We start from the raw sequence: 20,714 nt of genomic DNA, 5'->3' as shown, positions 1-20,714 counted from the left end.
TCCCGATGATCGTCAGTAGGACTTGTATTCGGCCTCGCCCTTGGTGAGCGCGAACTCTTCCTCCGGCGAGAGGATGAGCTTGTGGCGGCCGATGAGCAGGAAGTAGGCCATCATGACGGCGTAGTAGATGGCAACACCGAACACCGCCGTCCGGAACACGGGATCCGTGAACTGGAAGTACAGGGTGATGGCCGCAATGATCATGCAAATGGCAGCACCCGCAACACCGAACGGGCTCTTGTAGGGCCGTGCCAGATGCGGGAACTTCTTCTTGAGCACGATATAGGACATGCCCTGCATGAAGTAGGCCAGCATCGCGCCTGCGACCGCCATGTTGAGCAGCGTGCCGCCGATGACGGTGGCGCCTGCTTCCGATCCGCGCACGAACCAGATGATCATCATGACCGTGAGGCCGAGCACCGCGCCGGTGATGAGCGCGATGTGCGGCGACTTGCGCGTGCCATGCGTCACCGACAGGAAGGACGGGAAGTAGCCTGCCCGCGAGAGCGAGTAGATCTGCCGTCCGAAGGCGAAGATGATCGTATGGAACGAGGCGATGAGGCCGAGCACGGCAACCGCCGCCAGGATCTTCGCGATGTCCGAACCGAACAGGGTGCGGAAGCCGTCGAGAAGCGGTTCGCCCGACTTCGCGACGCCTGCGGCGCCCGGCGCGATGCCGGAGTTCAGGAACACCACGCAGAAGGCCGAGACGATCAGCGTGAAGATGCCGGCGATGATGCCCTTGGGCATGTCGCGCTGCGGATCGTGAGATTCTTCAGCCGCCAGCGGCAGCTGCTCGATGGCGAGGAAGAGCCACACGGCGAAAGGCATGGTGGCGAAGATGCCCGCAATGCCCATGGGCAGGAACGGCCCGCCGCCATTCGGCAACTCGGCGCCATCCGAGCCGATGTTTAGCGCCCAGCGCGAGAAGTCGAACTGGCCCGAGAGCAGCACCGACACGTAGAACACCACAAGGCATGCCAGCGCCAGCACAGTCACCGTGACGGTGACCTTGAACGACAGTTCGACGCCGATGATGTTGAGCCCGACGAACAAGGCATAACAGAGCACCCAATAAACCGGCTGGAACTCAGGCGCGGTGCCGAAGATCGCAGACAGATAGGAGCCGATGAAGAACACGATCACCGCGGGGGTGAGAACGAACTCGATGTTCTCGGCAATGCCCGTGATGTATCCCGCCCACGGCCCCATCGAGGTGCGCGCGAACGAATAAGCGCCGCCCGTATGCGGCAGGGCCGGCGACATCTCCGCGATGGAGAAGGTCAGGCCCAGATACATGATCGCGATGATGATGGTGGCGAAGAACATGGAGCCGAAGCCATTGGCAAGGCCCAGATTCCAGCCTGAATAGTGACCGGAGATCACCGCGCCCACGCCGAGCGCCCAGAGTGACCACACGCGCGCATGACGCTTGAGGCGCCGTGCCTCGAAATAGCTTTCATCCACGGTGTTGTAGGTGACACCGGAATGACCTTGCACTCCGGCCGGTGGGGCGTGAACCCCGGAACTTCCTTGTCCGACTGACATCGACTCTTCCTCCACGAATAGTCTGTCCTCGAGCATCGGACCCAAAAGTGGACACCACTTTTGGGAATAATCCGATGCTCATCCCTCAGAAGCGTATCGTTCGGATCGGAAAACCGTAGCCACTTTTCCGCACGATACGCGAACCGTGACGCGTCATGCGCCACGGCAGTGATCAAAGTTCCTGCGCCCCCTCCCTCAAAAGCGGCGCAAGACGTTGAGCCCACGATGCCTGTCCGTCTTGTGTGCGGATCAGGTCATTGCGGATTTCGATCATCAGCGGTGAGAGCCCTCGCCTCTCGGCGTGGCGCTGGAGGGTGTGGAACACCCGGTCCGCTGGCGAATAGGGTTCGTTCATGCCCACATTCAGCGCCGGGTCCTTGCGCAATCCGGCTTCGACGCTCTGCGCGAAGCGCGCATCCGCATCGTGGATGAGGCCGATATGCCAGGGACGCGGCACGTCCCTGTACACGGGCGTGAACGAATGAATGGTGACGATGCTGCGCGTCTGCCCGGATTGCACGCGCGGTTCCACAAACCGGTCCACGGCACCATGGAATGCATCGTAGACCTCGCGCACGCGGAAGGCGCGCTCAGCCAGATCGAGATCCTGGTTGCCGGGGATCACCGTGCGCTCGCTCAGCGTCCAGATGGAATCGGGAGCCGATGGATCACGGTTCAGGTCGTAGACGAGGCGCGAGACGGTGGCGTGAACCAGCGGCGCATCGAGAAGTCGGGATAATCCCTGCGCGACCCCGAGCGCGCCCGGGTCCCACGCGATATGGCTTTCGAGCTGTTCAGGAGTAAGGCCGAGCGTGCCGTACCGGTCCGGCAGGTGGCGGGAGGCATGTTCGCAAATGAGAAGGATGGGCGAGCTTCCTTGCGGATTCTCAACAACGGCAACCGTTTCCGCCGCCTGGGAGGCGGGGTTCTGACCGGTTGCCATCCGACTCGCATGCACCATGCGGTCCTCCGTTCGCCTGCGGATGCAGGCTGTCGCCCTCGGTTTGAACGTTTGGTACGTTTCTTACAGATTTTTCTTATGTGAAATTTTTGGTACACCTTGGGGACGCCGTCAAGGAGGGGGATGAAACATTCCATCATGAAAAAGACTAAGGCCGTTTCCCCTGTCGACCCGCCAAGCCTGGCCGAAAGAATCCGCCTGGAGATGGATTCCTTCACCCCCAGCGAGAAGCGGGCCGCCCATCTGCTCCTGAGCCATTATCCCTTTGCCGGCCTCGATACGGTGGCGGAATTCGCCAACCGTGCGGGGATTTCCGCCCCCTCGGCCCTCCGCTTCGTGACCCGGCTAGGGTTCTCCGGCTTTCCGGATTTCCAACGGCACCTGCGCGGGGAGCTGGAGGCCCAGCTCCTCCCTCCTCTCGCCAAGGCCAGCCCCACGGACAAGGGCCAGGGCGCACAGGCTTTGTCCTCGTTCGCGGACTCCGTAATCGGAAACCTGCGCGCAACAGTGGAGAACATCGCACCTGCCGAGTTCGATGCCGTGGTGGCGCTGCTCAGCGACCCGCGCCGCAACATCCATTTCACGGGCGGGCGCTTCACGGGCGCGCTCGCGCGCTATGCGGAGAGCCACTTCCGCATCGTGCGCAGCGGGGTTGATTTCATCGAAGGGCAGCCTGCTCTCTGGCGCGACCGGATGATCGAGATCGGCAAGAAGGACGTGATCGTCGCCTTCGACATCCGCCGCTATCAGGAGGATGTGACGGCACTCTGCGAAGCGGCGGCGAAACAGGGCGCGACCATCGTGCTGCTCACCGATCCCTGGCTCTCTCCCATCGCCCGCGTCGCGCGCCATGTGCTGCCTGCGCATATCGTGGCGCCGTCGAACTGGGATTCCTCCGCAGGGTTGCTGCTGATTACCGAAGCGCTCGTCGCCGCCGTGACGAAGCATTTGTGGGACACGGCGAAACCGCGCATGGAAGCGGTGGAGCGGCTGCGCAACGGGAAGCCGTGACGATCAGGCTGCTTTATGGCGCAGCAGAACGAGGCTTGCATTCCACAGCACGCAGATCGCAAGCGCCAAGAGGAGTGCGAGCGCTGTGCCCAAAGTGGGAACGGCGGCATGGAGGGCGAGCAAAGCGAACCCCATCCCTACCAATCCGATCAGACCGTTTGCAAGCACCAGAGCCGCCGCCGGGCCGCCGATGCGCGGATGCAGAATGAGCGTGAGGCTCGTCATGACGATAGGAGCCGTGGCAGCGATGCCCGCCGCTGCCGGCCCGAGGGCGCGCCCGAGAAGAACGACGATTCCGACTAGGCTCATGACGCCAGCGGCTCTCAAGGGGATGTCCCACCACCGCACGGCAAAGACTTTTCCCTTGAGACCCTGCTGCATCAGGAATCTTCGCGCGATGACAATGCATGCGGAATAGCTCACCACATTCAAGACGACGGCTTCGCGCAGTCCCCATTGAAGATGGGTCAGTATCCACGCCATGGAAAACCAGGCCAGCAAAGCGCAGGCGAGACTGAGAAGAACGCCCCTCTTCTGTGCCACCAAGGCATAAACCAGAATGAAAACGGCGAGCGCGGCATTCATCGCGAGGCTGACGATGCTGGCTTTCTCGATGAAGCCGGGGCCGTGTTCCAGCGCCAGGAAAATGTAGGCCGGTCCTGCGGAGATGGGGAGCGTGGCAACCATTGCCCCGATGAACGGCCCCATGCGTTCGACGATGAGAGAGGCCGTCACGACAACAGCCGCAGTCGCGAGCATTTTGACCGCAAGGCCGATCAGGAACGGGTCAATCACGGGATGACACGGATCACGCCCGCGCTTTCTGCAGCCAGCCGATCAGGAATGGCAGCACGAGCCCGATCCCGAGGAAGCGGACGAGGTGATGGATGCCCACATAGAGCGGGTCGAGACCGAGGATGAGCGCAAGCACGGTCATTGCCTCCAAGCCTCCGGGAGCGAAAGCGACGAGGCTGTTGGCGAAGCTCACATCGGCGATCCATGCGGCGACAACGGCGAAGACAACGGCAACGCCCATGCCGACGGAGAAGGAGCCGAGCGCAGCCACAAGAGCGCGCTGCAAGGTGGAACGCTGAATGTTGCGGAAGCGCTCTGCAATGAAAAGGCCGATCAGCACGAGGCCTCCGGTGGCAATCACCGGCGGGATGACGCCAGTGACGAATGCCGTGCCGTGACTAACGGAGCTGACCACGGTTGCGCCGAGAAGAATGGGAGCCGCGACCTTCAGCACCTTGAACACGAAGCCCAGCGCGAGCCCGCCGATGAGGACGAATGCCATGTCGGCAGGGCTCGCAATCGGCATGCCCTGTCCGATCAACGCGCTCGGATCACCCTCGCCTCCGCCGGTCACGACAACCACGCTCGGCAGCAATGCGATGAGCACAAAGAGGCGCAGATTTTGCACGATAGCGACCGAGGGGACATCCGCCTTGCGATCGGCTGCGACGGCGAGCACCGTAGAGAGCGCGCCGGGCACGGAGGCGAGCACCGCATCGGCCTTGCGCCAACCCGAAATGCGCACGAGCCAGAGCGATGACGCCAACGAAATCGCAACGACGCCGATCACCAGCAGGATGAGGCTTCCGGGGTATCGACTCATCGCCGCGATGGCCGCAGGCGTCACGGCCGCACCCATGGCGGCACCGGAGACGAGCATCGCCATGTCGGCCAGGGCGCGCGGCATGTGAACCGCATGTCCCGAAAGGCCCCATAAGGTGGCGGCGATCGCAGAGCCCGACAGCCAAGCTGCCGGAACGCCCAGCCAATAAAAAGCCAGACCTCCGAGGCCCGCAATCAGGATTTGAGCAAGGTGAGAAAAAAGGAGGCGCATCGTGACATTTGAAACAGAACCCTTCCTGGGCTCTGCTCACTCCATGAACGTCATGGACCTCACGGTCAACCGGCGGAATTGCCGGGAGGCTATGCAGCAGGAAGGGAGCAGCACTTAAGACCGCTCACGCCACGAGCCTCGGCAAGGCCGCGCCGATCCGTCTCACCGCCTCCTCCAGATCATCCGCTTTGCGCAGGTAGCACAGACGCAGATAGCCCTCGCCCGCATCGCCGAAAGCGTTGCCGGGAGCAAGGCCGACATTCGCTTCGTCGATGAGACGGAAGGCGATGTCCTTGGAGCTCGTCGCGCCCTTGATCTTCAGGAACGCATAGAACGCCCCGCTCGGCGGCGGCAGTTCCACGAGGCCGGTCTCCGTCAGTGTCCTCACGATCTCGCGTCCGCGCCTGGCCTTGGCCATCTGGTCTTGCAGGAACTCCTCGCCCTGCTCCAGCGCCGCGACGCCTGCGCGTTGGATGAAGGTAGGCGTGCCGGAGGTCTGATACTGAACGAGGTTCTCGATCACCTGCCCCAGCTCCGGCGGCGCTTCGAGCCAGCCGAGACGCCATCCGGTCATTGCCCAGTTCTTCGAGAATGTCTGGATGAAGAGGATACGATCCTGCGGCTCCATCACATCACGGAATGACGGCGCACGCCCCTCGATGGTGAGAGCAGGATCGTGAATGAAGCGTCCGTAGATTTCATCTGCGACGATCCACAAACCATGCTTGCGCGCCATAGACAGAACGGCGCGGAGATCGTCATGGCTCGCGGTCCAACCGGTGGGGTTGGAGGGCGAGTTCAGAACGACGACGCGGGTACGCGGCGTGATGGATTTTTCCAATCGCTCGAAGCCGAGATGCCAACCCTTGTCGTCGATATTCATGGGAACAGGAACAGGGCGCGCGCCAGCAATGGTGATGGCGCCTGCGAAATTCGGCCATGCGGGCGTCGGGATCAGCACCTCGTCGCCGGTGCCGCACAGCATGCGGAATGCCATTTGCATCGCGGGCATGCCGCCGGACGTGACAAAAAAGCGCTCGGGATCGAAAGCCTTGCGATAGACATTCTCGTGGTAGCTCGCGATGGCCTGGCGCAGTTCAGGAATGCCGCGCTGATAGGTATAGAAGGTCTCGCCATCCTTAAGCGAACGCGCCGCCGCATCGCAGATGAAAGCTGGTGTCGCAAGATCGCCCTCGCCCACCCAGAGCGGAATGATGCCGGGCTTGTTCCGGCCATAGGAGAACACATCCACGATGCCGCTGGTGGGCGCCTGCTGCGCTTCCGCACGCAGATTGAGGGTCGATGGAATCGAGACGGATGCGTTCATCGGGCTTTGGTCCTTTGGGAGCAGGCGAACAGGGATGACCTGTCCGCCCGGCGAAGGCAAGCCCGCTCACGGCACTCATGACAAGAAGCGAAGAGTCCGATCGAAACCGGTGATGGATCAGACGCGCCGGTCGCTTTGCAGAAGATCGCGGATCTCGGTGAGCAGTTTCACGTCGGCCGGAATTTCGGCGGGCTTATCGGCGGTTCCGGTCTTGGCATCCTCTGTCCGGCGCAGGCGGTTCATGCCTTTGACGAGGAGGAACAGGATCCAGGCGATGATGGCGAAGTTGATGGCAACCGTGATGAAATTACCCCAGCCGAGCACTGCGCCCTGTTTCTTCGCCTCATCCAACGACCCTGCGGTGACGTTTCCTGAGAGCGTCGTGAAGTAGTTCGAGAAATCGAGCCCGCCGGTGACAGCGCCGATGATCGGCATGAAAATATCGCCGACGAGGGAATCCACGATCCGGCCGAAGGCGGCGCCGATGATGATGCCGATGGCGAGATCCACCACGTTGCCGCGCAAGGCGAATTGCTTGAACTCGTTCCACATGGCCGGACCCTCCCTGAGCTTGTCTGCCAAGCTAAAGAAGTGTCCGGCCAGGAAGAGCCGTCAAGCCTCGCGGGCCGCGAGAAGCTCGTGGAGATCGAGGGGACGGGTGACCATCTGAAGCTCGCCGCCGGGTGTGCGCGGCCATTGGTCCTCGGGCCGGTCCACATAGAGCTCGATGCCGTTGCCGTCCGGGTCGCTCAAATAGAGTGCTTCGCTGACGCCGTGATCGCTCGCGCCCTGAAGCGGGATGCGGGCCTCGACCAGGCGGTAAAGCGCGTCCGCCAAAGCTGCCCGCGTGGGATAGAGGATCGCCACGTGATAGAGGCCCGTGGTGCCGGGAGGCGGCGGCGAGCCGCCTTTGCTCTCCCAGGTGTTCAGGCCGATATGGTGGTGGTAGCCGCCCGCCGAGACGAACGCGGCCTGCGTGCCGTAGCGCTGGATCAGCTCGAAGCCGAGCATGCCGCAATAGAAGGCGAGCGCGCGGTCGAGATCCGCGACCTTGAGATGGACGTGGCCGATCCGGACGCCCGGATCGATGGGGCGAGCCGCCGGAAGTCCGGCGGCCTCATTGGACATAGGTTTGATCATGGCCGTTTCCCGTTCAAGCCGAGCGGATGGACAACGCGGGAGCGGTCTTCGCCGATCCGCCCTTAAGGGCATAAGCGCCCTCGCCCAGCAGGGCCTGGGCCAGAAGGGCGACGATCCAGAACGCCAGGAATTCCCAGCCGCCGTTCGGGTTGGAGAAGAAGAAGCCTGCCGGGCCATGGACCGTGAAGATCGCGCCGAGCAAAATGGGGACGAGAGCAAGGGCGACCCAGCGGGCATAAAAGCCGGCAATGAGGGCAAGGCCGCCGGCCACTTCAGCCAGGATCACCACATAGGCGAGAAAACCGGGCAGGCCGAGGCTGCCGAAGAACTGAGCCGTTCCGGCGGGGGTAAAGACGAAGATTTTCAGCCCGGCATGGGCCAGGAAGAGGACGCCAAGGGCCACGCGCAGGATGAGCGCGGCATAGGGGGCGGTGCGGGTATCGATCATGGGGGGTCTCCTGAAACTTTGGTAGCTTCATATGACCTCATTCTCCGAATGCGATAATCCCTGAGACAGAATATTAATTCACTCCCATAGAGTGAGATGCTTCTCTTGCCTGCGCCCTCCTGCTAGTGGCGCGGAACTCCTGCAGCGGGTAAAGCTGGTTCCAGTTTCTTGTTAAGGGTCTCACGGCATGGTCGCCACCTGGGCGGTTGTCTTATCGGCGCTGGTTTACCTCTGCTTCCTCTTCACGGTCGCCTATTGGGGCGACAATGCGGGCAGGCGCTTCGTCCAGGGGCCATGGCGCTCCACCATCGCCGCGTTGGCACTGGCCGTTTACTGCACCTCCTGGACCTTCTTCGGATCGGTAGGGCTGGCCAGCCGCTCCGGCTTCGACTTTCTCGCCATCTATATCGGCCCCATCCTCGTTATCACCGTGGGCCATGCTCTCGTCGCGCGCGTCATCCGCGTTGCCAAGACGCAGAACATCTCCTCCATCGCCGACTTCGTGGCCGCCCGTTACGGCAAGAGCGAACGCGTCGCCGCCATCGTCAGCCTGATCGCGCTCATCGGCTCCGTTCCCTATATTGCGCTTCAGTTGAAGGCGGTCTCGTCCTCCCTCGACGTGTTCATCACCAATGCCAACGGCATGCCGCTGTCGAGCATGCCGGTCATCGGCGATCTCGCGCTCATCGTCGCCTTGGTGCTGGCAGGTTTCGCGGTTGCCTTCGGCACGCGCCACCCGGATGCCACCGAGCATCAGGACGGCCTCATCATGGCGATCTCCATCGAGTCCATCGTGAAGCTCGTCGCCTTCCTCGTCGTCGGCGGCTATGTGACCTTCGTGATGTTCGGCGGCTATGACGACATCGTGCAGCGCCTCAACAACCAGGGCATCACCGACACCCTGCTCGAGCGCACATCCGGCTTCGGCAGCTTCATCACGCTCATTCTTCTGTCGAGCTGCGCCGCGTTGCTGCTGCCGCGCCAGTTCCACGTGACCGTGGTGGAGAACCATTCCATCGGCGACCTGAAGCGCGCTGCCTGGATGTTCCCGCTCTATCTCGTGCTCATCAACCTGTTCGTCATTCCCATCGCGCTGGCCGGCATGGCCATGTTCCCCGGCGACGGGATCGACCGGGACATGACCGTGCTCGCGCTGCCGCTGGCCGACCAGGCCGGCACGATTGCGGTGCTCACCTTCCTCGGCGGATTCTCCGCCGCGACAGCCATGGTGATCGTCGATTCCATCGCGGTCGCGGTGATGATCTCCAACCACCTCGTCATGCCCATCGTGCTGCGCCGTCGCGCCTTTGCAGGCGTTGACCCCGGCAGCTTCGTCATCGCGGTGCGGCGCATCTCCATCGTGTTCGTGATCATGCTCGGCTATGCCTATTACCGGGCATCGGGAGAAGCGGCGCTCGCGGCCATCGGCCTTCTGTCGTTTGCCGCCATCGCGCAGGTGGCGCCCGCATTCGTCGGCGGTCTCATCTGGTCGCGCGGCACGGCGTTCGGCGCGAGCGTGGGTCTCGTCGTCGGCTTCCTGACCTGGCTCTACACGCTGCTGCTGCCGAGCCTCGTGTGGGATGGCGTGTTCTGGTCGGACGTGGTGGTCTCCGGTCCCTTCGGCATCGAGGCGCTCAAGCCCACTGCGCTCTTCGGCGTAGACCTGCCCCAGCTCACGCACGGCGTCATCTGGAGCCTGACGCTCAACATTCTCTGCTATGTCGGCTTCTCCCTGTGGCGCCCCGCGACGGCGATGGAGCAAATTCAGGCGAATGTCTTCGTCGGTGAGCCGCACACCTCCGTCGCGCCGAGCTTCCGCCTATTCCGCGCCAGCGTCACCGTGGACGAGCTGCGTGCCACCGTCTCGCGCTATCTCGGAGAGGAGCGCACGACACGGTCCTTCGAGGGCTTCAGCCACAGCCGAGGGCAGAGCCTTGAGCCGCGCGCGGAGGCCGACATCCATCTGCTGCGCTATGCGGAGCACCTGCTCGCCTCCGCCATCGGCACCGCATCCTCGCGCCTTGCGCTCTCGCTGCTGCTGCGCCGCCGCACCGTCTCGACGGAAGCGGCCCTCAAACTGCTCGACGATGCCTCCGCCGCGATTCAGCACAGCCGCGATCTGCTCCAGCACGCGCTGAATTACGCCAAGCAAGGCATCACGGTGATCGACCGCGACCTGCGGCTTCTCGCCTGGAACCAGGCCTTCATCGACCTCTACGACATGCCGCCCAACTTCGTGCAGGTCGGCATCGGCATGGAACGCATCGTCCGCTACAACGCCGCGCGCGGCTCTTATGGCCCTGGCAATATCGACGAGCAGGTCGCCGCGCGCCTGCATTCGTTCCATCACGATGTGGAGCCGGTACGCCTCAAGCTCTATCCGTCCGGCAAGGTCATCGAGATCCGCTCCAACGTCCTGCCCGATGGCGGCCACGTGACCACCTACACGGACGTCACCGATGCCGTTCTTGCGGAGGAGGAAAGCCGCCGCGCCAATGAGACGCTCGAACAGCGCGTGCGTGAGCGTACGGAAGAGCTGACGCGCCTCAACGAGGCGCTGCGCAGCGCGAAGGCGGAAGCGGATGAGGCGAACATCTCCAAGACGCGCTTCCTCGCCGCCGCCTCCCACGACATTCTACAGCCGCTCAATGCGGCTCGCCTCTACGCGACGTCTCTCGTGGAACGCGACCAGAATGCAGGCGACGCGACGCTTGCCGAGAACATCGACGCCTCACTCGATGCGGTCGAGGAAATCCTCACCGCCATTCTCGACATCTCGCGCCTCGATACGGGCGCCATGAAGCCGCAATGGACGAGCTTCCGCATGGACGAGATGTTCCGCCAGCTCCAGCGCGAGTTCGACCCCATCGCGAAGGAGAAGGGCCTCGATCTCACCTTCGTCGCCCCATCGCTTACCGTGCGCTCGGACCGCCGCCTGCTGCGCCGCCTGTTGCAGAACCTCATCTCCAACGCGATCAAGTACACTCTCAAAGGACGCGTGCTCGTCGGCGCGCGCAGGCACGGCACGCACCTTGTTCTGGAGGTGTGGGATACGGGCCTCGGCATTCCGCCATCGAAGCAGCGGATCGTCTTCCGCGAGTTCCAGCGCCTCGACCAGGGCGCGAAGGCGGCGCGCGGATTGGGCCTCGGCCTCTCCATCGTGGAGCGCATTGGGCGCGTGCTCAAGCACCCGATCAACCTGAAATCCGAAGTCGGACGCGGCTCGGTGTTCCGTGTCGAGGTTCCGGTCGTCGCCGCACTGCCGGAGACAGCCGCTGCGCCCGAGCCGCCGAAGGCGCCGACCACCGTTCTCTCGGGCCTGCATGTTCTCGTTATCGACAACGAGCCCGCGATCCTGGAAGGCATGCGCCTGCTTCTCTCAGGTTGGGGCTGCGACGTGTGGACGGCATCGGATCTCGACACGGCTCATCAGGTCTTGCGCACGAACAAGACCCTGCCGGAGGTGATCATCGCCGATTACCACCTCGACGACACGGACGGCCTTGAACTCATCAAAGCGCTTCGCTGGAAAACGCAAGCCAACACGCCCGCCGTTCTCGTGACCGCCGACCGCACGCCTGTCGTGCGCGACGCCGCTGCCGCCATGCACGTGCACGTGCTCAATAAGCCGTTGAAGCCCGCGGCCTTGCGTGCGCTGCTGACACAATGGCGCGCGACGCGCGTGGCGGCGGAGTGAGCGCCCAATTCAGCTCTCTCCGTCATGGCCGGGCTTGTCCCGGCCATCCACGTCTTTAACCGCCGTGGTTCCTAAGACGTGGATGCCCGCAACAAGTGCGGGCATGACGAAGATGGAACTCTAACGGGTCAACGCGTGATCGACCGCCGCAACCGCGTGGATGGTCGTGGTGTCGAAAAGCGGCACGGCGCTGTCTTCCTCCGAGACCAGCAGCATGATCTCGGTGCAGCCGAGAATGACAGCCTGCGCGCCCTGCTCGATCAGGCGTGAGATGATGGCGCGGTAAGCCTGCCGTGATTCAGGATTGATCTTGCCGAGGATGAGTTCCCTGTAGATGATCTCATGCACGATCTTCCGATCATCCCCATCCGGCACGATCACATCGAGGCCATGACGGGATTGCAGGCGTCCCTTGTAGAAATCCTGCTCCATGGTGAAGGCCGTGCCCAGCAAACCCACGCGCGTGATGCCCGCCGCCTTTATCTTTTCGGCTGTCGGATCGGCAATGTGCAGCAATGGAATGCGGACGGATGAGGTGATGGCATCCGCCAAGCGATGCATCGTGTTGGTGCAGAGCACGATGAAATCCGCCCCTCCCCGCTCCAGGTGCAGGGCGGCGTCCTTCATCAAGGCGGCAAGCCTGTCCCAGTCGCCCGCATGCTGGAGCTGCTTGATCTCGTCGAAATCGACGGAGAACATGAGACTGCGCGCCGAATGCACGCCGCCCAGACGCCGCAGCGTTTCCTGATTGATGATGCGATAGTACTCGGCGGAGCTTTCCCAGCTCATGCCGCCGATGAGTCCGATGTTCTTCTGCATGATGCGTCAGGCCGTAGGCTTGTAGGCTTCGCGCCCGCTCTTCAACGCATCGTCGAGAAGCTCAAGCCGGTCCTGGCCCCAGAACACCTCGCCGTCGAGCACATAAGCCGGGGAGCCGAACACGTCGGCCGCCACCGCGTTCTCGAGATTGAGCGCATAGATCGCTTCCGTGGTGCTGCCTGTCACGATGTCCATGAGCGACGACGAGTCGAGTCCTGCCTGCTCGGCCAGTTCCGCCAAGACTAGAGGATCGCCGAGATTACGCTCCTCTTCCCAGATGGCGGCGAAGGCACGGCGCAGGAATGCGTCCGGGCTTTTGCCTGTCGACGCAACCGCGATCACGGTGCGGTCGGCGAAATTCACATCGAAGGGCCAATGCTTCGGGCTGATATTGAATGAGAGCCCGCGCTTCTCGCGCCAGCGCTGCAGCTCGACCAAACGGTAACGCTGGCGGGCGGGGTGGCGCTGCTGAAGCGGCAGGCCGCCAGTCTCGGAAAAGACGCGTCCTAGGAAAACGGGCTTGTAATTTACCTCGACTCCATGCCGCTGCGCGATTTCCATGAAGGGGGCGTGGCCGATATAGGCCCAGGGGCTTACGAGCGAGAAGTAGTAATCGATGACACGGGGCATGGGTCTTGCAAGCCTCACGGTTCAGGCCAAGGAAAAGGGGCCTAACCTTGGACCATCACGCCGCCTTCTTCAACGTCTCTTCTGCATCGAGGAAAGCCTGAACCTCGGGAGCGGCTTCCGGCGGCTCCGCTTGCAGGCCGATTTCACCGAGCAACATCTCCATGGGCACAAAGCTCTTGGCCTTCCGGTCATAGAGCCCTGCCCTCACGAGTGCGATGGCATTGAGGATCGGGCTTCCATCCCGCGCCTTCGAGACGAGACGATGCTCCATTACCACATGGCCCTCCGACCATGTGAGGATGCGGGTCTCGAGCGTGAAAGGCTGGAACAGCCGCATCTCGCGGCGAAACCGGATCTGGCCCGCGCTCACCACCGGCACCCAGCCATGCCTGAAGATGGGCCGCCACAGCCCTGAGCGAATCATGATGTCGCTGCGCCCCAGATCCATGAGGCTCCAGTAGCGCCCGTTGTTCATGTGGAGCGACGTGTCGAGATCATGTGGCCACACACGGAATGTCAGACGCGACACATCGCGCACTGGATCGATCTTCGGCCTGAAGAACGACGTGACGATGAGGTGGAGGACGCGCAGCCAAAGATTCATGACATACCGATTCCGGTCTGACGCTGGAAAGCGATGAGGTCGAGAACCGGTGCATCAAGGCCGAAACCTGTCAGCAGACCATGAACCTGCCCACGATGGTGGGTCTGATGGTTGAAGAAGTGCACAAGCGTGGAAGCCAGCGGCTGATCGATATCGACCGGGTTCGTGATGGTGCGATAGCGGAGGCGGCCCGCTATATCGGCCTCCGACAAGCCCTCGATATAGTCGACGATCCTCGCATCTTCCATGCGGCGCGCCCGTTCAAGTTCGGGAAGAGTAGCGAAGAGGATGGCATCAAGCCTATTGGGAGCATCGCCCTCGCCCGTAAATCTCTTGAGCCAGATGCGGTCTGCCGCGAGAAGATGGTTCAGGGTACCGCTCACAGATTTGAAGAAGGCCCCCCGATCCGCTTTGAAATTTGCCTCCGACAATTGCGCCGCGACCCCATAGATGCGCTCGTTGCACCATGCATTATAGGCCGCCATCATGGCGAAATGCGATTTCATGGGCTGCTCCCTCATATCGGTCTTGATATCTGGGGCGACACTATCGTCATCCCGGACGAAGCGCAGCGTAGATCCGGGATCGTCAACAGAAGAGAGCGCCTGAATCTCATCCTGAAAACGATCCCGGGTTCCGCTACGCGGCCCCGGGATGACGCTAAAAATTTAAGCCGCCTTCTTCGCCGCGGCGCGGCCATAGAAGGTCTCGCCATTTGCTGCCATGTCGAGAAGCAGTTTCGGCGGCGCGAAACGCTCGCCGTACTTCTCCTGGAGCTTACGGCACAATTCCACGAAAGCCTTCGCGCCCATGAAGTCGATATAGGAGAGCGCGCCGCCCGTATAAGGCGCAAAGCCGAAGCCGAGGATGGAGCCGACATCCGCCTCGCGCGGATCGGTGATCACGCCCTCCTCGACCGTGCGTGCGGCCTCAAGAGCCTGTGTGACGAGAAGGCGTTCTTTAAGCTCCTGCATGTCGACGAGCTCGGGCTCCACATGCTTGGTTTGCAGGTTCTTCAGCTCCGGCCACAGGCGCTTCTGTCCGCCTTCCGGATAATCGTAGAAGCCCTTCCGGTTCTTGCGGCCGAAGCGTCCTTCCTTTTCGACGAGCGCCGTGAGGAGAACTTCCTGCTGCGGAACGATGGCCGCATCGCCCAGCTGCGCCTTCGTGGCCTTCAGGATCTTCAAGCCGAGATCGACGCCGACCTCGTCGTTGAGCGAGAGCGGACCGACCGGCATGCCGGCCTGCTTGCCCGCCTGTTCGATCATCGCCGCAGGCAAACCTTCGGTAAGCATGAGATGACCTTCGAGGATATAGGCCAGCACGCAGCGATTGGCGAAGAAGCCGCGCGAGTCGTTGACGACGATGGGCGTCTTCTTGATGAGGCGCACGTAATCGAGCGCGGTGGCGAGCGCCTTGTCGCCCGTCTCCTTGCCCTTGATGATCTCAACCAGCATCATCTTTTCGACCGGCGAGAAGAAGTGAATGCCGATGAACTGGCCCGCATTCTTCGAGGTCTTGGCGAGGCCCGAGATCGGCAGCGTCGAGGTGTTCGAGGCGAAGATGCAATCCGGGCGGATCGCCGCTTCCACCTTCTGAATCACCTCAGCCTTTACCTTGGGATCCTCGAACACGGCCTCGATCACGAGATCGCAATCGGCCAGATCGCTGTAATCGGCGGATGTCTTGATGCGCTCAAGCAGCGCATCGCGATCCGCCGTCTTGGCGCGGCCCTTCATGATCTGGTCGGACATGAGCTTGTGCGAATGGGCCTTGCCCTTTTCCGCCGCTTCCACGTCGCGGTCGATCAGCACGACCTGAAGGCCCGCATTGGCCGTGACGTAAGCGACACTCGCGCCCATGAAGCCTGCACCGACGACGCCAACCTTCTTGATGCTGGTCGGCGGCACATCCTTCGGACGGCGCGCGCCCTTGTTCAAATCCTGCATGGAGAGGAACAGGGTGCGGATCATCGCCGCCGCCTCCTTCGAGCGCAGAATCTTGGCGAACCAGCGCGACTCCACCTTCAAGGCCAGATCCATCGGCAATTGAAGGCCCTGATAGACGGTCTCCAGGATCGCGCGGATCGCCGGATAATTGTCCTGCGTCTCACGGCGATAGATGGCATTGGCCGGGGGCCAGATCTGCATGCCCGCCGCGGAATAGACCTTGTTGGAGGGCAGCTTGTAGCCCTTCTGATCCCATGGAGCGACAGCCGAACCGCCGTTCTTGATCCAATCCTTCGCGGTCTGCACGATCTGGTCGCGCGGCGCGACCGCGTGCGCCAGACCCATGTTGCGCGCCATGAGCGGGCGAAGCTGCTCGCCCTTGAAGAGCATCTGCAATGCATCGCCCGTCTGCATCAGGCGCGCCACGCGCTGCGTGCCGCCGGCACCAGGGAAGAGTCCCACCTTCACTTCGGGCAGGCCGACGCGGGTGGAATCCACATCCGACAGCACGCGGAAATGGCAGGCCAGCGCCAGCTCGAACGCGCCGCCGAGGCACACGCCGTGAATGGCGATGGCGAAGGGCTTGCCGCAGGTTTCCAGGCGGCGATAGAGCAGCGAAAGCTTGCGCGATTCCTCGAACAGGAACGTGTTGGCGGCCTCCTCGCCCTTCTCCTTCGCGACGCGCATGAATTCCGCGTTGGAGGATTGCAGCATGGTGAGGTCGGCACCGCCGGAGAACGTCTCCTTGCCCGACGTGATAACGCAGCCCTTGATGGCTTCATCAGAGGCAACCTTCTCGATGATCTGCGACAGCTCGTCCATCACCTGATTGGTGATGACGTTCATCGAGCGGTCCTTCATGTCCCAGGTCGCGAGCGCGATGCCGTCGGCGTCGATCTCGAAGCGGAAATTGGTGAAGTTCGTCATTGGCTTTCTCCCGGTCCCGCTTTTACTCAAACCCGCTCGATGATCGCAGCCGTGCCCATGCCGGCGGCGACGCAGAGCGTAATCAATGCCGTCTGCTTGTTGGTGCGCTCCAATTCGTCGAGCACCGTGCCGAGGATCATCGCGCCGGTCGCGCCGAGCGGATGGCCCATGGCAATCGCGCCGCCATTCACGTTGACCTTGGCGGGATCGAGATCGAGCGCCTGCATGTAGCGCAGTACGACGGAGGAGAACGCCTCGTTGATCTCGAAGAGATCGATATCGTCCTTCGTCATGCCGGCCTTCTTCAGCGCCAGCTCCGACACGTCGATGGGGCCGGTGAGCATGAGCGCGAGATCGGATCCGATGGAGGCAAAGCCCTTGATGCGCGCGCGGGGCTTCAAACCCATCTTCGTGCCGCCCTCCTTCGAGCCGACGAGCACGGCAGCGGCGCCGTCCACGATGCCGGACGAGTTGCCCGCGTGATGGACGTGGTCGATGAATTCCACATCCGGATGCGCCGCAATCGCCACCGCATCGAAGCCGCCCATCTCGCCCATCTGCACGAAGGCGGCTTTCAGCTGACCCAGCGACTGCATGTCGGTGCTCGGGCGCATGTGCTCATCCTTCGCCAGGATGGTGAGGCCGTTCACGTCCTTCACCGGCACGATGGACTTGGAAAATCGCCCCTCGTCCCAAGACTTCGCCGCGCGCTTCTGCGATTCGACCGCATAGGCATCCACGTCATCACGCGTGAAGCCGTATTTGGTGGCGATCAGATCCGCCGAAATGCCCTGCGGCAGGAAATAAGTGGGAATGGCGATGCCGGGATCGACCGGCCATGCGCCGCCGGATGCGCCCATGCCGATGCGGCTCATGGATTCGACGCCGCCGCCGATGGCGACGTCCTTCATACCGGACATGACCTGCGCCGCCGCGAAATTCACCGCATCGAGACCGGAGGCACAGAAGCGGTTGATCTGCACGCCCGGCACTTCCTTGCCGAAGCCTGCCTTCAGCGCGGCTGCGCGCGCGATGTCGCCACCCGCCTCGCCGACGGGATCGACGCAGCCGAGCACCACGTCCTCCACCAAGATCGGATCGAGATCGTTGCGCTTGCGGATCGCATCGAGCGCGGTGACTGCGAGATCGACGGCAGGCACTTCGTGAAGCGAACCGTCCTGCTTGCCGCGCCCGCGCGGGGTGCGGACTGCGTCATAGATGAATGCATCGGCCATCGGGGCCTCCCAGATTTATTTGAGCGTCATCCCGGGCAAGCGAAGCGCGACCCGGGATCGTTTTCAGAATTAGGCGTTTCACTGGTCGCGCGATCCCGGCGCTTCGGCCGGGATGACGCTTGTTGGCTAGAAGGCTTCCATCGGCATCGCCATGGTTACGTCAGCGCCGGACGAAATGCGCGCGAGACGCACCCCGGTTTCCGGCATCATACGCTCCATGAAGAACTGGCCCGTGAGCAACTTCGCATCCATCTTCTCAGCATTGCCGTTGCCTTGCGATTTCTTGGACTGCGCGGCCTTCGCCATCTTCGCCCACATATAGCCGAGAGCCACGGTTCCGAAGAGGTGCATGTAGTCGGTGGCGCCTGCGCCTGCATTGTCGGGCTTCGCCATGGCGTTCTGCATGAACCACATGGTGGCCTGCTGCAGATGGCCGAGGCCTTGCTGGAGCGGCGCGACGAAGCCCTTCAGGCTCTCGTCGCCTGCGTTCTCCTGACAGAAGGCGCCGACCTCGTTGAAGAAGGCCATGATGGCGCGGCCACCATCCTTGCCGAGCTTGCGGCCCACGAGGTCCATGGCCTGGATGCCGTTGGCGCCTTCGTAGATCATGGCGATGCGGGCGTCGCGCACGAACTGCGACATGCCCGATTCCTCGATATAGCCGTGACCGCCGAACATCTGCTGCGCCTTCACCGCGTTCTCGAATCCGAGATCGGTGAGAACGCCTTTCACCACGGGCGTCAGAAGGCCCATGTAATCCTCGGCGGTCTGGCGCTCCTTGTCGTCCGAGGAACGGTGCGCGATGTCGCTGTTGAGGCCGGTCCACACGACGAGCGCGCGCGCGGCCTCGTTAAACGACTTGATCGACAGCAGCGTGCGGCGCACGTCCGGATGTACGATGATCGGATCGGCGGGCTTGTCGGGGAATTTCGCGCCGGTGAGCGAACGGCCCTGCAGGCGGTCCTTCGCATAGGCCACCGCGTTCTGATACGCGACCTCGGATTGCGACAGGCCCTGCACGCCGACTGCGAGGCGCGCCTCGTTCATCATCACGAACATGGCGTTGAGGCCGCGATTTTCCTCACCCACGAGCCAGCCCTTCGCGCCATCGTAATTCATGACGCAGGTGGCGTTGCCGTGAATGCCCATCTTGTGCTCGAGCGAGCCGCAGGACACGCCGTTCTTGTCGCCTAAAGAACCGTCGTCCTTTACGATGAATTTCGGCACGACGAAGAGCGAAATGCCCTTCGTGCCGGCGGGCGCGCCTTCGATGCGCGCAAGCACGAGATGCACGATGTTCTCTGCCATGTCGTGCTCGCCGGCGGAGATGAAGATCTTCGTGCCGGAGATCGCATAGGAGCCGTCGCCGTTCGGAACCGCCTTGGTCTTGAGAAGGCCGAGATCCGTGCCGCAATGGGGCTCGGTGAGGTTCATGGTGCCGGTCCACGCACCCTCGACCATCTTCGGCAGGTACTTGCGCTTCACCTCCTCGGTGCCATGCACCAGCAGCGCAGCAATCGCGCCTTGGGTGAGGCCGGGATACATGCCGAGCGCCAGGTTCGACGAGGAGATGAATTCCTGCATGATGGTGTTGAGAAGCGAGGGAAGTCCCTGCCCGCCGAATTCCTCCGGCACCGACAAGCCCATCCAGCCACCGGTGGCATAGGCCTCGTACGCGTCCTTGAAGCCCTTCGGCGTCGTCACCGAGCCGTCCGCGTTGCGGGTGCAGCCTTCCTGGTCGCCGGAGAGGTTCAAGGGCGCGAACACCTCCTCGCAGAGCTTTGCGCCTTCAGTGAGGATCGCCTCCACCATATCCGGCGTGGCATCCGCGAAGCCCGGCAGGTTGTTGTGACGCTCTATGGGAAAGACATCGTTCAAAAGGAACATGACGTCTTCAACAGGGGCCTTATAAACCGGCATTCGCGCATCCTCCCAATTCGGCAGCCTGACAGACTCCGTGAGCCCACCGGCACAATAGATGGTTTACATATAAACTATCTATTCCTTTTGGGAAGAGGTAGGGCGCGAAATCTCCTGCGTCACCGACCAAAGTCGAGATCAATGAGGTCTATCGGGAGAACCGACAGGCCGCATGACGGAAGGCCCTGGTGCGCGGCCATCACGAGCGCCCTCCCGGGGCTGCGGAGCAGAACCCGGGATCGCAGGACGAGAATGGCGCAGATCCCCTCTCCCGGGTGGGAGAGGGGCAGGGGTGAGGGAGCGCCCTTGCCGGTGAGGACATGCCCTCACCCGGAGCTGCGCTCCGACCTCTCCCGCTCGGGAGAGGTTTTCCCGTGCTTTACTCGGCTGACGATCCCGGCTCGGCTTCCGCCGTCCGGGATGACGAGCGGCGGACAGGGAGGACGCCTTGGCCCAATGCGTGTGTTCTTCTTTTGTTCTTGACTTTGGTCCTAACCTTGGCTATAGCTGTGGGTGTCCCGGCTCAGAGAGGGGCGCGCTCGCGAGGCGTCGTGATTGTCGGAGCCGGGAGCGGTCCTGTGTCAGGTTTCGCAAACCTGTCGGCGGGAGGCCCATCGTTGAAAGACACGGTGTACGCCTAAAAGAACCG

Annotated in this window: 17 protein-coding genes; 2 read left to right on the top strand and 15 right to left on the bottom strand. The window is 62.6% G+C overall.

Going from position 1 to position 20,714, the window contains the following annotated elements; translation table 11 throughout:
• Positions 1 to 12: 12 nt before the first annotated feature.
• A complete protein-coding gene (locus MHY87_RS04405) occupies positions 13 to 1,548 on the bottom strand; it encodes an amino acid permease (RefSeq protein WP_239349817.1) in 1,536 nt (511 codons plus the stop codon).
• Between the two features lie 172 nt (positions 1,549 to 1,720).
• Positions 1,721 to 2,509: an N-formylglutamate amidohydrolase gene (locus MHY87_RS04400; RefSeq protein WP_239349815.1), complete on the bottom strand. Its 789-nt coding sequence runs from the start codon at positions 2,507 to 2,509 to the stop codon at positions 1,721 to 1,723.
• A 138-nt stretch (positions 2,510 to 2,647) separates the two neighbouring features.
• Here MHY87_RS04400 and MHY87_RS04395 point away from each other — a divergent pair, with 138 nt between their 5' ends.
• Complete coding sequence (locus MHY87_RS04395) at positions 2,648 to 3,520, top strand: MurR/RpiR family transcriptional regulator (protein ID WP_239349813.1); 873 nt, start codon at positions 2,648 to 2,650, stop codon at positions 3,518 to 3,520.
• 3 nt (positions 3,521 to 3,523) lie between these two features.
• Here the strand turns inward: MHY87_RS04395 and MHY87_RS04390 are convergent, their stop codons facing one another.
• The 6 genes from MHY87_RS04390 to MHY87_RS04365 form a co-directional block, all read right to left on the bottom strand.
• Positions 3,524 to 4,315 carry a hypothetical protein gene (locus MHY87_RS04390; RefSeq protein WP_239349811.1) on the bottom strand — a complete coding sequence of 264 codons (792 nt, stop codon included), beginning with the start codon at positions 4,313 to 4,315 and terminating at the stop codon, positions 3,524 to 3,526.
• 13 nt (positions 4,316 to 4,328) lie between these two features.
• Positions 4,329 to 5,369 carry an AbrB family transcriptional regulator gene (locus MHY87_RS04385; RefSeq protein ID WP_239349809.1) on the bottom strand — a complete coding sequence of 347 codons (1,041 nt, stop codon included), beginning with the start codon at positions 5,367 to 5,369 and terminating at the stop codon, positions 4,329 to 4,331.
• A 124-nt stretch (positions 5,370 to 5,493) separates the two neighbouring features.
• Positions 5,494 to 6,696 carry a pyridoxal phosphate-dependent aminotransferase gene (locus MHY87_RS04380; RefSeq protein ID WP_239349807.1) on the bottom strand — a complete coding sequence of 401 codons (1,203 nt, stop codon included), beginning with the start codon at positions 6,694 to 6,696 and terminating at the stop codon, positions 5,494 to 5,496.
• A gap of 117 nt (positions 6,697 to 6,813) precedes the next feature.
• Entirely contained in the window at positions 6,814 to 7,248 is a 435-nt protein-coding gene (gene mscL / locus MHY87_RS04375; RefSeq protein ID WP_239349805.1) for a large conductance mechanosensitive channel protein MscL, read from the bottom strand.
• A 60-nt stretch (positions 7,249 to 7,308) separates the two neighbouring features.
• On the bottom strand, positions 7,309 to 7,836 hold the full coding sequence (locus MHY87_RS04370; protein WP_239349803.1) for a VOC family protein: 528 nt from the start codon (positions 7,834 to 7,836) through the stop codon (positions 7,309 to 7,311).
• A gap of 13 nt (positions 7,837 to 7,849) precedes the next feature.
• Positions 7,850 to 8,284 (bottom strand): DoxX family protein, encoded by a 435-nt coding sequence (locus MHY87_RS04365; RefSeq protein WP_239349801.1) that lies wholly within the window; start codon positions 8,282 to 8,284, stop codon positions 7,850 to 7,852.
• 187 nt (positions 8,285 to 8,471) lie between these two features.
• On the opposite strand from MHY87_RS04365, the gene MHY87_RS04360 reads away from it, so the two are divergent.
• Complete coding sequence (locus tag MHY87_RS04360) at positions 8,472 to 11,981, top strand: NahK/ErcS family hybrid sensor histidine kinase/response regulator (protein ID WP_239349799.1); 3,510 nt, start codon at positions 8,472 to 8,474, stop codon at positions 11,979 to 11,981.
• Between the two features lie 120 nt (positions 11,982 to 12,101).
• Here the strand turns inward: MHY87_RS04360 and MHY87_RS04355 are convergent, their stop codons facing one another.
• From MHY87_RS04355 to MHY87_RS04325, 7 genes are all read right to left on the bottom strand, one after another.
• Complete coding sequence (locus MHY87_RS04355) at positions 12,102 to 12,800, bottom strand: aspartate/glutamate racemase family protein (protein WP_239349797.1); 699 nt, start codon at positions 12,798 to 12,800, stop codon at positions 12,102 to 12,104.
• A gap of 6 nt (positions 12,801 to 12,806) precedes the next feature.
• Positions 12,807 to 13,430, bottom strand: coding sequence for a 2-hydroxychromene-2-carboxylate isomerase (locus MHY87_RS04350; protein WP_239349795.1), 624 nt, complete (start codon positions 13,428 to 13,430; stop codon positions 12,807 to 12,809).
• A 55-nt stretch (positions 13,431 to 13,485) separates the two neighbouring features.
• Positions 13,486 to 14,034, bottom strand: coding sequence for a thioesterase family protein (locus tag MHY87_RS04345; RefSeq protein WP_239349793.1), 549 nt, complete (start codon positions 14,032 to 14,034; stop codon positions 13,486 to 13,488).
• A complete protein-coding gene (locus MHY87_RS04340; protein ID WP_239349791.1) occupies positions 14,031 to 14,540 on the bottom strand; it encodes a DinB family protein in 510 nt (169 codons plus the stop codon). Before MHY87_RS04340 ends, MHY87_RS04345 begins: the two co-directional genes overlap by 4 nt.
• 162 nt (positions 14,541 to 14,702) lie before the next feature.
• Positions 14,703 to 16,910 carry an FAD-dependent oxidoreductase gene (locus tag MHY87_RS04335; protein ID WP_239349789.1) on the bottom strand — a complete coding sequence of 736 codons (2,208 nt, stop codon included), beginning with the start codon at positions 16,908 to 16,910 and terminating at the stop codon, positions 14,703 to 14,705.
• Positions 16,911 to 16,936: 26 nt separating this feature from the next.
• The gene (locus MHY87_RS04330; RefSeq protein ID WP_239349787.1) at positions 16,937 to 18,145 is read right to left on the bottom strand and encodes an acetyl-CoA C-acetyltransferase; all 1,209 of its coding nucleotides are present in this window, start codon (positions 18,143 to 18,145) and stop codon (positions 16,937 to 16,939) included.
• Between the two features lie 126 nt (positions 18,146 to 18,271).
• Positions 18,272 to 20,065 carry an acyl-CoA dehydrogenase C-terminal domain-containing protein gene (locus MHY87_RS04325; protein ID WP_239349785.1) on the bottom strand — a complete coding sequence of 598 codons (1,794 nt, stop codon included), beginning with the start codon at positions 20,063 to 20,065 and terminating at the stop codon, positions 18,272 to 18,274.
• Positions 20,066 to 20,714: the final 649 nt, after the last annotated feature.

This window comes from Microvirga sp. ACRRW (genome assembly GCF_022346925.1).
In the GTDB taxonomy this organism is placed as follows: Bacteria; Pseudomonadota; Alphaproteobacteria; order Rhizobiales; family Beijerinckiaceae; genus Microvirga.
The sequence above is the reverse complement of the archived record's forward strand: the minus strand, read 5'-3'. Positions and strand labels throughout refer to the sequence as shown.